Origin of the sequence: Microcoleus sp. Pol12B4 (genome assembly GCF_036701385.1) — a bacterium.
Lineage (GTDB): Bacteria > Cyanobacteriota > Cyanobacteriia > Cyanobacteriales > Microcoleaceae > Microcoleus.
In genome coordinates this window covers 1-12047 of sequence record NZ_JAUBQR010000205.1, presented here as the reverse complement: position 1 = coordinate 12047, position 12047 = coordinate 1, and the positions used below count along the sequence as shown (strand labels likewise).

The 12047-nt window shown below is 45.5% G+C and carries 12 protein-coding genes; 9 read left to right on the top strand and 3 right to left on the bottom strand.

Annotation, left to right across the window (positions count from 1 at the left end; translation table 11 throughout):
- From QUA38_RS22960 to QUA38_RS22945, 4 genes are all read left to right on the top strand, one after another.
- Positions 1-238, top strand: a 238-nt coding sequence (locus tag QUA38_RS22960) for a hypothetical protein (protein ID WP_333165919.1), incomplete at its 5' end; no start/stop codon positions are given.
- 237 nt (positions 239-475) lie between these two features.
- Positions 476-4690, top strand: a complete 4215-nt coding sequence (locus QUA38_RS22955) for a chemotaxis protein CheB (protein WP_333165917.1) — start codon at positions 476-478, stop codon at positions 4688-4690.
- Between the two features lie 163 nt (positions 4691-4853).
- Positions 4854-5237: an endonuclease domain-containing protein gene (locus tag QUA38_RS22950; RefSeq protein WP_333165915.1), complete on the top strand. Its 384-nt coding sequence runs from the start codon at positions 4854-4856 to the stop codon at positions 5235-5237.
- A 198-nt stretch (positions 5238-5435) separates the two neighbouring features.
- On the top strand, positions 5436-6176 hold the full coding sequence (locus tag QUA38_RS22945; protein ID WP_333165912.1) for an HAD family hydrolase: 741 nt from the start codon (positions 5436-5438) through the stop codon (positions 6174-6176).
- Between the two features lie 197 nt (positions 6177-6373).
- Here the strand turns inward: QUA38_RS22945 and QUA38_RS22940 are convergent, their stop codons facing one another.
- Together QUA38_RS22940 and tsaD are read right to left on the bottom strand one after the other, a co-directional pair.
- Entirely contained in the window at positions 6374-6865 is a 492-nt protein-coding gene (locus QUA38_RS22940) for an N-acetyltransferase family protein (RefSeq protein ID WP_333165909.1), read from the bottom strand.
- Positions 6866-6925: 60 nt separating this feature from the next.
- Positions 6926-7999 carry a tRNA (adenosine(37)-N6)-threonylcarbamoyltransferase complex transferase subunit TsaD gene (gene tsaD / locus QUA38_RS22935; RefSeq protein ID WP_333165907.1) on the bottom strand — a complete coding sequence of 358 codons (1074 nt, stop codon included), beginning with the start codon at positions 7997-7999 and terminating at the stop codon, positions 6926-6928.
- A gap of 330 nt (positions 8000-8329) precedes the next feature.
- Between tsaD and QUA38_RS22930 the strand changes: the two genes are divergently transcribed.
- The 5 genes from QUA38_RS22930 (at position 8330) to QUA38_RS22910 (ending at position 11617) form a co-directional block, all read left to right on the top strand.
- Complete coding sequence (locus QUA38_RS22930; protein WP_333037176.1) at positions 8330-8818, top strand: Photosystem I reaction center subunit III; 489 nt, start codon at positions 8330-8332, stop codon at positions 8816-8818.
- 117 nt (positions 8819-8935) lie between these two features.
- Positions 8936-9064 carry a photosystem I reaction center subunit IX gene (gene psaJ, locus QUA38_RS22925; protein ID WP_333037175.1) on the top strand — a complete coding sequence of 43 codons (129 nt, stop codon included), beginning with the start codon at positions 8936-8938 and terminating at the stop codon, positions 9062-9064.
- 244 nt (positions 9065-9308) lie between these two features.
- Positions 9309-10121 (top strand): carbon-nitrogen hydrolase family protein, encoded by an 813-nt coding sequence (locus tag QUA38_RS22920; protein ID WP_333165905.1) that lies wholly within the window; start codon positions 9309-9311, stop codon positions 10119-10121.
- 487 nt (positions 10122-10608) lie between these two features.
- Positions 10609-11127, top strand: coding sequence for an acetolactate synthase small subunit (ilvN, locus tag QUA38_RS22915; protein WP_333095566.1), 519 nt, complete (start codon positions 10609-10611; stop codon positions 11125-11127).
- A gap of 163 nt (positions 11128-11290) precedes the next feature.
- A complete protein-coding gene (locus QUA38_RS22910; protein ID WP_333165922.1) occupies positions 11291-11617 on the top strand; it encodes a four helix bundle protein in 327 nt (108 codons plus the stop codon).
- A gap of 22 nt (positions 11618-11639) precedes the next feature.
- On the opposite strand, the gene QUA38_RS22905 is transcribed toward QUA38_RS22910, so the two are convergent.
- On the bottom strand, positions 11640-12047 hold a 408-nt coding region (locus QUA38_RS22905), incomplete at its 5' end, for an EAL domain-containing protein (protein WP_333165903.1).

Genomic DNA, 12047 nt, shown 5'->3' with positions numbered 1-12047 from the left:
AGTCAACAAAGCCGCCCGCATTCAAAATCTTTCTAAAAGTGACGAAGTTTCGTTTTCCGAAGATGTTTACAGCGACGCAGCATTTTTAACAGCATTAAAAGCTTCTGGAGTCTCCGAAATTCAAAAACGAGTAGAAGATTTAAAAGGAATACAAGGCGCACAAGTCGCTTATACTGCTAGAATTAATACGGAATCAGTAATCCCGCTGTCTGCTACACTTGTCGGTGAAAAAAGCTAAGTACAAAAGCAGATATACTACTTGGTTATTGTCAGCCTCTCGTTACGATCGCCCCAACAGCAGATAGAGTTGTTCGAGAGCGCTCAGATCATGGCTCGCACAGTGTAGGTCATTTTTAAGGGATCTTCATAATGCCGATAGCTTAAGTAGGCTTTGATACAAATAGTCCGAATTACTTAGCCACACGCTTACCAAATATGTTGGCTCCTAAATAAATGAAGTCGAGGACTTCACATTATGACTTCTCCTCAATTATCTCCAGAAAATACGCTCGAATCGATCGCACCAGTCGCCCTCGATTGCGAACAATTAGCCGAAACCGATGCCCCCTTTCCCATTGTTGGGATTGCCGCCTCAGCAGGAGGTTTGGAAGCATTCACGCAGTTACTGAGCCATTTACCGGTTGATACGGGTATGGCGTTTGTGCTGATTCAGCATTTAGACCCCAATCACAAAAGTCTGCTGAGCGAGATTCTCGCGAGAACGACGCAAATGCCTGTTAATGAGGTAGAAGACGGCGTAGCTGTAGATCCCAATCAAGTCTACGTTATTCCGCCCAACACCAAGATGGTGGTATGTAAAGGCGTGCTGCAACTATCACCGCGCGAGAAGATTTATGGCAAATATATGCCGGGAGATGCGTTTTTTACCTCATTGGCGCTCGATCGCGGGCACAAAGCAATCGCCGTAGTTTTATCCGGGGGAGACGGAGACGGTTCACTGGGGCTCAAGGCAATCAAAGCAGCCGGAGGCATGACTTTTGCTCAATGTCAAGACACAGCAAAATTCGATAGTATGCCGAATACCGCTGTTGCGACAGGCAATGTCGATTTCGTTCTACCACCGGAAAAAATTGCCGAGGAACTGGCAAACTATAGTCACAATCCCCTTCTCACTGGCCCGCTTCCCATGACAAAAGTTGAGGAATCGCCCGAACAGGGAGATGCCCTGGCTACTATTTTTGCGCTGCTGAAATCCACTACAGGCGTTGATTTTAGCCAGTACAAACCCAGGACGATCGCTCGACGCATCCAGCGACGGATGGTGTTGTACAAGCTGGAAAGCTTGAATGATTACGCCCAACATCTTCGATACAATTCGGCTGAAGTCACAGCCCTGTATGAAGAAATCCTGATCCACGTTACCAGTTTCTTCCGTGACGCCGAAGCCTTTGAAAAGTTAAAAGAAGTGGTTTTCCCCACCATTACCCAAAATAAATCGGCAGAAACTCCGATTCGGATTTGGGTGGCCGGATGTTCGACAGGTGAAGAAGTTTATTCGATCGCGATTTGCTTGTTAGAGTTTTTGGGCGATCGAGCCATCCAGCCACCGATTCAGATTTTTGCCACGGACATTGGCGAACAGGCAATTGGCAAAGCGAGGTCTGGCGTCTACTCAGAAAACCAGATGGTAGATGTTTCACCAGAACGACGTACTCGCTTCTTTATTGCCGAAGCAAGAGGTAGCTATAGAATCAGCAAGGCAGTCCGCGAACTTTGTGTATTTGCCCGACAAGACTTAGGCAGCGACCCGCCTTTTTCCAATATCGATTTAGTTAGCTGTCGCAATGTGCTGATCTACTTGGGAGAGTCATTGCAAAAAAAAGTGATGCCGATTTTTCACTACAGTCTTAAGCCAACGGGCTTTCTCTTGTTAGGCACTTCTGAGAGTACCGGAGAATTTTCCTACTTGTTTACTTCAGTGGAGAAAAAGTCTAAAATTTATACCAAAAAGTTGACTGCGACTCGTCCTAATCTTTCGTTTACGCCGAGTTCCTATCCCGTCGCTAAAGCACGTGAACGGGAGGAAGTGAAAAACAATTTTACGAATAGCTTGGATTTACAACAAGAAACTGACCAACTGATTTTAAATCGATATGCCCCAGCCAGTGTGGTTGTCAACGAGCAGATGAAAATCTTGCAAGTGCGGGGAGACATCGATCCTTACTTGAGAGTGGTAGCTGGAACGCCAGACTTAAATTTGCTGGCAATGGCAAGGGCAGGCTTGCTGGTTGAGCTTCGCACCGCGATTTATCAGGCACAAACGCAGAACGCAACCATTAGGAAAGAAAAGGTATTGCTTGAATCGGGCGGACGATCGAGTATCGTCAATTTTGAGGTGATTCCGTTCCAGCCACAGGCGGCCGAAGGACGCTACTTTTTGGTGGTATTTGAAGAGGCTTCACCTTCGGTGCTTAACTTCAGCACCCTCCCTTCTGAAAGCTTCGAGCAACCTGATTTAGTGCGCGAAATTGAGCTGCTGAGGCAGCAACTTGCAGCCGCTAACCAAGAAAAAACTGCGGCTCAAGCCCAACTGCAAGCGGTGATCCAGGATCAGGAAAGTCTCAACCAAGACCTCAAAGTTGCGAACGAAGAAATCCTATCGAGTAACGAGGAGTTGCAAAGCACCAATGAGGAGTTAGAAACTGCCAAAGAAGAAATTCAAGCTACTAACGAGGAACTCACTACCACTAACGATGAACTTCGCAGCCGAAATATTGAACAAAGCCTGGTCAATAACGATCTGATAAATTTGCTTTCCAGTATCAATATCCCTATCTTAATGCTGACAAACGATTTACAGATTCGACGCTTTACGCCAACGGCACAGCAAATTTTTAGTGTGATTCCCACAGATGTTGGACGACCTTTTAGCGACATCCGCTCAACTCTGAACGTTCCTGACTTGGAACAGATGATTTTGGAGGTGATTGATACTCTCCAGACGAAAGAACAAGAAGTTCAAACTTTATCGGGATATTGGTACAACCTCCGCATTCGTCCTTACCGGACAACGGAAAACCAGATTGACGGTGTGGTGATGGTTTTGCTCGATATCGATGCTCTTAAACGCAGTGCCAGAACCTTGGAGGAGGCCCGAAATTATGCTGAAACCATTGTGGAAACTGTGCAAACGCCTTTAGTGGTCCTAGATGCTGATTTCCGAGTGAATAAAGCAAATCGATCGTTTTATGAAATGTTTCAGGTTTTACCGTCACAAACAGCAAAATCTTCGCTGTTTGAGCTAGGCAACGGGCAGTGGAATATCCCCCAAGTGCGATGGATTTTGGAAGATATTCTGGTTAGTGATGTTCAGCTTGAAAACTTTGAGTTGGATCACCTATTTGATAATATCGGGCCCAAAACCATGCTGCTGAATGCTTGTAAACTTGAACGAGAAGATCGAGATTTAATGATTCTGTTGTCGATCGAGGATATCACGCAGCGCAAGCAGTTGGAGACAGTACGATCGCAGTTATTACTGCATGAACAGTTGGCCCGCCACCAGGCAGAAACAGCCAACCGTAGTAAAGATGAATTTCTGGCGAATCTCTCCCACGAATTACGCAATCCTTTGACTCCGATCCTGGGCTGGTCACAAATTCTGCGTTCCGGGAAACTGAAGGAACCAGCCGTTACTAAGGCTTTAGAGGTGATCGAGCGCAGCGCGAGGGCGCAATATCAGTTAATCGAAGATATCATGGATATTTCCCGGATTACCAGTGGCAAGCTTCAACTGTGCATTTGTCCGATCGATCTGCGGTTAGTGGTGCAAGCTGCGCTGGACGGGGTGCAATTATCCGCCGAAGCAAAAAACATTCAAATTGTTTCGCAGTTGATTCCTACGACTGTTTTAGGGGATGTCAATCGCTTGCAGCAAGTTGTGTGGAACCTTCTGTCTAATTCGATTAAGTTTACTCCGGCGGGGGGACGAGTGGAAATCATGCTATCGACGATCGAGAATCATGCTCAACTTCGAGTCAGCGATACGGGAAAAGGCATTGATGCACAATTTTTGCCATATATTTTCGATCGTTTCCATCAAGGCGATTCCAGCAGCGTTAAAGGGAATCAAGGGCTGGGATTGGGTTTGTCGATCGTGCGTCACCTGGTTGAATTGCACGGGGGAACTGTGCAAGCCGAAAGTCCGGGTGAGAAACAAGGAACTACAATGACTGTGAGATTGCCGTTGCGATCGCTACCTCCAGAGTTGACATCGGCGATCGATTTAAAGTCAACTGCTTTGGTAGGGCCTTTAAACGCCTCTAGCGATCGCGTCCCCTCTCTAGAAGGCTTGCACATCTTAGCCGTAGACGATCAGATCGATACGCGCGACTTCTTACAATTTGTGCTTGAAGGCTACGGGGCGGAGGTTTTGGCAGTTGCATCTGCCAGAAGTGCGATCGCTGCTTTGACTGAAAATCCGGGCAGATATGATTTGCTAATCTCCGATATCGGAATGCCAGAGGAAGATGGGTATTTCTTAATTCGAGAAGTGCGAGCTCTTGCTGCGGAAGCCGGAGGAGAAATCCCAGCCGCAGCGCTGACTGCCTATGCGAGCGATAAAGAACGCGAAAGGGCGATCGAAGCTGGTTTTCAAAGGCATATGATTAAGCCGATCAAGCCGGTTGTATTAGGATTAATGGTGGCTAATTTAGTAGGAAGATTTTAAATATTTTGGAGTGTTGATTTATGATGTTTGAGATTAGATTAGGCAGTTAAACTCTTGTCCCCCGGAGATCCCCCTAAATCCCCCTTAAGAAGGGGGACTTTGAGTGCTTCATGTCCCCCCCTTCTTAAGGGGGGTTAGGGGGGATCGATCCGAGATTAGGAGGATGATGACCAAATTCAACGACTCGAATTTCCACCTACCTTACAACCCAAAACTCATCCCTATCGCCAAGGAACTTCGGAAAAATCCAACTCCAGCCGAAAAGAAACTTTGGGAAGATTTTCTGAGAAATTTCCCTTTTAGAGTTTTGAGACAGCGGCCGATCGACAATTTTATTGTAGATTTTTATTGTGCTGCTTTAAGATTGGTAATTGAGGTTGATGGCGAGAGTCATTTTACTGAACAGGGGAAACAATATGATGCGGAAAGAACAGAGATTTTCGAGGGGTATGGGCTGCAAGTTGTCAGGTTTACGAATGTTGATGTGTTGCAGTGTTTCGAGGGAGTTTGTCAGGAGTTGTTGGGTGCGTGCGATCGTCATTCTTAGGGCCAGACCTCCCCTGGGCTTCCTTGGTGGGGGGGGACAAGAGTGCGATCGATCTCGTAATAGTTAAGGCCAGATCCCCCCTAGCCCCCCTTAATAAGGGGGGGACAAGAGAATTATGTTGCGCTAAAAATAATTGCTAAAAATAGCACAATATGAGACCATGCAAAAAAAACTATAAAAATTACGGAGTTCAGATTCTTGATAACTATTAAATGTCGGGGCATTACCTTCTCGAATATCCAAGCCGTAATCTTTGACAAAGACGGCACTCTAGAGGATTCTCAAGAATTTTTGAGATTGTTGGGAATTAAGCGAGCGCGCCTCGCAGACGCTCAAATTCCGGGCGTTGGAGAGCCTTTACAAATGGCTTTCGGCATCGAAGGTGGCAGCATCGACCCCACAGGCTTGCTAGCAGTCGGTAGTCGCAGGGAAAATGAGATTGTTGCAGCGGGATACATCGCCGAAACCGGCAGGGGATGGCTGGAATCTTTAACGATTGCGCGTCGCGCTTTTGATGAAGCTGACGAAATGTTTAAAAATAGTGCTGTTTCTCCTTTATTTGTCGGCAGTTTGGAAGTGCTAAAATATCTTTCGGAAGCGGGTTTAAAACTGGGAATTCTTTCGGCGGCTACGACGGAGGTTGTGCAGAAGTTTGTGAAACACCACGAATTAGCTGACTACATTCAGTTAGAAATGGGAGTTGATTCAACGGTTCATAAACCAGACCCGAAATTGTTTTTGGAAGCTTGTGAGAAACTCCGAGTAAATCCCGCAGCAACTTTGATGGTGGGAGATTCAGCGGGCGATATTCAGATGGGTAAAAATGCGGGCGCGGCTGGCTGTATCGGGATTTGTTGGGGGAAGGCCCAGGTTAGTCATTTGGAAAATGCTGATGTGGCGATCGCATCTTTGGATGAAATTACAATTTTAGCAGATTGAGCAAACATCAGAGCCTGGAAAATCTCGCTTCTACCTTAGTCTCGATCCCCCTAAATCCCCCTTAAGAAGGGGGACTTTGAGCGCTTCCTGTCCCCCCCTTCTTAAGGGGGGCTAGGGGGGATCGAGGCCTAATCGTCAAACAGCAGACCGGTATTACGTTTGACCTTAAGTTGACACCAATTGGCATTGCCGTTTCCCTACAGACAACGCAAACCCAGAATTACGACATCTCTTTCAATGTGGTCAAGTTCGGCAACTTGTGGCAGATATCCCCACCGCTGAAAGCCAAATTTCTCAAACAATCTTACACTCGGCTGATTGTGAGCAAAAATTATTCCTATGAGAGTTTTAAGCTTCAATTCTGGACTCCGCACAATTGCCGATTGCAATAAATTTTGTCCGATTCCGCACCGTTGGCGATCGGGTGCGACGTAGATGCTAACTTCTGCTGTATGCTGATAGGCGGCGCGTCCGTAGAAAAGCTGAAAACTCAGCCAGCCAACGATATTTTGTTCTGATTCCATTACCAAAATCGGCCAGGAATTGGGCGAGTGTTCTCTGTACCACGGGAGGCGGCTTTCGACTGAGACTGGTTTTAAATCGGCTGTGGCCATTCTGCCCGGTATTGCTGCGTTATATATTTGGACAATTGCTGGCAAATCGCTTTCTTCTGCATCGCGAATTTTCATCGTTTGGTTGACTGTTGACTGTTGACTAATGACTGTTAACTAATGACTAATGACTAATAACTAATGACTCTTGTACAGTTCCATAATATCGCTGACAGCCATCCGCGAATTTGCTCCCAAAGTCAGCGGTGATGTGTGTCCTCGCTGCAAGTGTTCGGCCGCCGCACAGCCAATCATGGCTGCGTTGTCTGTACAATATTTTAATGGCGGAAACAATACCCGCAAGTTGTGTTTTCCTGCTGCTGCTTGTAAGTGTTTTCGCAGTCCGCTGTTTGCTGCAACTCCCCCACCGACTACAATAGTGGTAAGCCCGAAATTTACGGCACAGTCGATCGCTCTTTTTGTTAAACCCTTGGCTACTGTTTCCTGAAAGCTAGCCGCAATATCATTAATTGTAGAGGCAGGCAAGGTGCTTTCAGCACCCACATTGTTATTTTGTTTCTTGAGTTTCTGTACTAATTGCAAAACTGCGGTTTTCAAGCCGCTAAAACTGCTGTCATAAGGATGGTATCCGCCACCAGGCAAGGAAATTCTGCCTTCTGGTAGAGGGTATGCTTGGGGATTGCCAAGGGCGGCCAATTTGTCAATCAGCGGTCCGCCGGGATATCCTAGCTGCAACAGTCTCGCAACTTTATCAAAAGCTTCGCCGGCGGCGTCGTCGCGCGTGTGTCCTACAGTTTCATAAACGCCGCAATCTTTGACATAAATAAAGCTAGTGTGTCCTCCGGAAACTAACAAACACAAAAACGGTGGCTGCAAGTCTGGTTCGGTAAGGTAAGAAGCGTAGATGTGCCCTTCGAGGTGGTGGACGCCTAAAAAAGGTTTTTGATGGACTATTGCCAAGCTTTTTGCCGCTGTCAGCCCGACCAACAATGCACCTACTAAACCGGGGGCACAAGTCGCTGCAATGCCGTCAATTTCTGACCAACTCAGGTTTGCTTCACCGAGACACTGGGCAATTACCTGATTTAGCATTTCTAGGTGACTCCGCGAAGCCACTTCCGGTACTACTCCGCCAAACTGCTGGTGGATTTTAATTTGTGATGCTACAACATTGCTGCAAACTTGACGATTCTTAACAATTGCTGCTGCTGTTTCGTCACAACTTGTTTCGATTGCGAAAATGGTTGCCATTAACTGGTAATTTTATTTGATAGGTTAGTTATTGCTAGCTTAACTAATTCGGCGCAAGTCCCCTCCTTTACCTGTACTCAGGTTATAGTTAAGGGATTTTTGACCGAGCGACAGGTAAGGTCATCATCTGATGCAAGGAAGGAATATCCTCGCGGTATTGCTAGCTCAGCATTGACCTATGAAAACGCTAATCCCTCATTCTATTGGGATTTGCCGCATCAATGATGGATACTTTACACTGTCAACAAACACGGTAATCTGGATTCCAGATCGGCAAGTTGAAATGCTTGTACAAAAACTTATTGTTTTGTAACAAAAGGAAACAATTCCATGCGACGATTGTTTGCTGCAATTTTAGTGTTGAGTGTCTGGATCAGTTTTGCTCCAGTTGCTTCGGCTTACAATTTAGTGCCGTGCAAGGACTCTCCCGAATTCAAGGAACTGGCTAAAAATGCACGTTCTACCAATGGCGACCCGGCATCTGCGAAAGCAAGATTCGATCGCTATTCCCAAGCTATGTGCGGCCCGGAAGGATACCCGCACTTAATCGTAGACGGCAACTTGAGCAAAGCAGGGGACTTCTTGATTCCTAGCATACTGTTCTTGTATATCGCAGGTTGGATTGGTTGGGTGGGCCGTTCTTATCTGCAAGTTACCAAAAAATCAGCAACCCCAGAGGAAAAAGAGATTATTATCGACGTTCCTTTGGCAATCAAATGTATGCTGAGCGGCGTTTTATGGCCTCTGGCAGCTCTCACATCAATCACCAGCGGTGAAATGTTTGCGAAGGACGACGAAATTACTGTTTCCCCCCGCTAAAATTGGGAAATGGAGAAGAGCTAATAGCTAACAGTTAATTAATTAACTGGAAATTAGCAATTAGCCACAGACCGATCGGCAATTACTAACTGTCTCGAATTTTCAGGAGCAGAATTCATGCAATACTTTGTCAAGTTTCTTTCGACAGCACCAGTATTGGCTATCCTTTGGATATCTATTCAAGCTGCGGCTTTAATTGAATTTAACCGCTTTTTCCCCGACCTGCTTTTCCATCCAATGCCTTAAGATTTAAGGCTAATTAGGTTGCAAAACCTAGGAGGTAAAAGTTGAGAGTTTTGATTTTTGAATTATGAGTTACAGGTTAATTTAAAGCTCAAATATCAAAACTCTCAAACCATACCAGTTCGTGCTAGACAGCGTATGACTGGGTAAAATCCAAGGATATCAACTATTTAGTTATCAAATTAGTTACCAATGACTAATGATTACTGACTAATGACTAATGACTAATGACTAATATTGTGAATCGATGAAGTCTTATCTCGCCGCAGCAATTCAAATGACTAGCTTGCCTGACCTGCAAAAAAATTTGGTTCAGGCAGAGGAATTAATCGACCTGGCAGTACGTCGGGGTGCTGAGTTAGTTTCCTTACCAGAAAATTTTTCGTTTATGGGAGAAGAGGAGGAAAAGATTGCTTCAGCAGAGGCGATCGGGCTCCTGAGCGAAAAATTCCTCAAAACGATGGCCCAACGGTTCCAGGTAACGATTCTGGGCGGCGGATTTCCGGTGCCGACGGAGGGGGGGAAGGTATACAATACCTCTTTGCTGGTAGACCAAAACGGTACTGAAGTGGCAAGGTACAGAAAAGTACATTTGTTCGATGTGAATGTGCCAGACGGCATTACTTACAGGGAATCGAACACTGTGAAAGCTGGTGAAGATTTGCCACCTGTTTATGTGTCGCCGGATTTGGGGACGCTGGGACTTTCGGTGTGCTATGACGTGCGGTTCCCGGAAGTGTACAGGCATTTGTCGTACAAGGGGGCTGATATTTTGTTTGTGCCGGCGGCGTTTACGGCTTACACTGGCAAGGATCACTGGAAGGTTTTGTTGCAAGCTAGGGCGATCGAGAATACTTGTTATATGATTGCCCCTGCACAAACTGGCCGCCACTACGGCCGCCGTCAAACTCACGGTCACGCGATGATTGTAGACCCTTGGGGTGTTGTGTTGGCGGATGCTGGAGAGGAACCGGGTGTGGCGGTTGCAGAAATTAATCCTGATAGACTAGAACAAGTCCGCCGCCAGATGCCGTCGCTGCAACACCGGGTTTTTCTGTGAAGGAATTTTGAGATTAATTAATCTCAAAATTTCAGTCCCCGTCGGCGACAAGACCTGAAAATTTTTTATTCGAGCGAGGAATTGTGTAGGTTCGTACACAAAAAAACTTAGCTCATGTGCGTGGGATCGACAACAATAAGCGGGTGGGGGCGGATTTACGCCGATCAATAAGTGATATTGTCGATCGGAGGTGACTCTCGCCCCCACAGCTTAATATATTGTTTTTTCCCGCAGATGAACAGCGAATAATATCAAATCCGTTAGCATCGGAATAGTAAATTCGAGTTCACTGTTCACGGCGTTGAGTGTTGACTGTTCACGGCGTCAACCGTCAACCGTCAACACTCAACAGTCAACATCATTCCGGTGTAACCGGAAATGATATAACTCGCGATAAAATATCTAATGCAGGTTCAATGGGCGTGCACTTCTGCTAAAAGGCGAATTGGCAAAAGTAGAATTGCACGAAATGCGTCTTTTTGGAGAAATGAAACACACTCTTTCGGTTTTAGTTGAAGATGAAGCGGGTGTCCTCACTCGAATTGCTGGTTTGTTTGCCCGTCGGGGTTTTAATATTGAAAGTCTCGCCGTTGGCCCGGCTGAGCAAGGGGGAATATCTCGGATTACAATGGTTGTACCCGGAGATGACCAGGTTATCGAGCAGTTGACAAAGCAACTGTACAAGTTGATTAACGTGCTTAAAGTTCAGGATATAACGGAAATTCCCTGTGTGGAACGGGAGTTGATGTTGCTGAAAGTTAATGCTGCTAGCGGGACGCGATCGGAGATCATTGAGTTAGCTCAAATTTTTAGAGCGCGAGTTGTGGATATTGGTGATGATACGCTGACATTAGAAGTTGTGGGAGATCCCGGTAAAATGGTGGCGATCGTCCAGGTTCTGAATAGATTTGGGATTAAGGAAATTGCTCGTACTGGGAAAATTGCCCTGACGCGGGAGTCGGGGGTAAATACTGAGTTTCTCAAGTCTTTGGAAGCGAAAGTTTAAGTTAATTGACGGTTGACGGTTGACGGTTGACTGTTGACTGTTGACTGTTGACTGTTGACGGTTAACTTGTATTAGTCATTAATCAATTGTTGGCTATCAATTCTTTAAAGAAGCTAATAGGGAAAGCTTTCAACAGCTACAAGTTTATCAATGAGCTGAAAAAATATCAAACGAAATATGGTTTATTATTAAAAAATGGGACGATTTTACGAAGGATACGATGGGCAAACAAATAGTGCGATCGGCTGATAGTGTTGGTGCTAATATTGCAGAAGGACATGGACGCTATAGCTGCAAAGATAATCAGCGTTTTGTGAAAATTGCCAGAGGCTCGTTTAACGAAACAAGACACTGGTTAAGACTTGACGGAGCTCAAAATCTTTATCTTTTAACTCAAGAACAGAGCGATCGCCTGCATCCCTTATTAAATGAACTTTCGCCAAAACTTAATGCTTATCTTAACTCACTAAAACAAAAAGCCAAAGGTTAACAGTCAACAGTCAACAGTCAAATTACCATTTAGGTTGACTTTCTATCAAAAGTGAGGCTGCGATGCTGTCTATCGGCTTTGAGAAAAAGTATCCTTGTCCGTATTCGCATTGCAGCGCTCTGAGTAAATTAAGCTGTTCGATAGTTTCGATGCCTTCAGCAATTACATCCATACCTAAATGACTGGCTAAAATTAAAATAGTCTGTACAATCGCTTCGTTACCTTCATCTTCAGTCATACGACTAACAAAAGCTCGATCAATTTTTAAAGCATCAGTGGGAAAAGTGTGCAGGCGGCTCAAAGAAGAATAGCCAGTTCCGAAATCGTCAATATATAATTGAATTTCTAAATTCTTCAATTCCGCGAGGATAGCCACTGCTGATTCGGCATTCTCCATGATGACGCCTTCAGTAATTTCTACCTTTAAAGT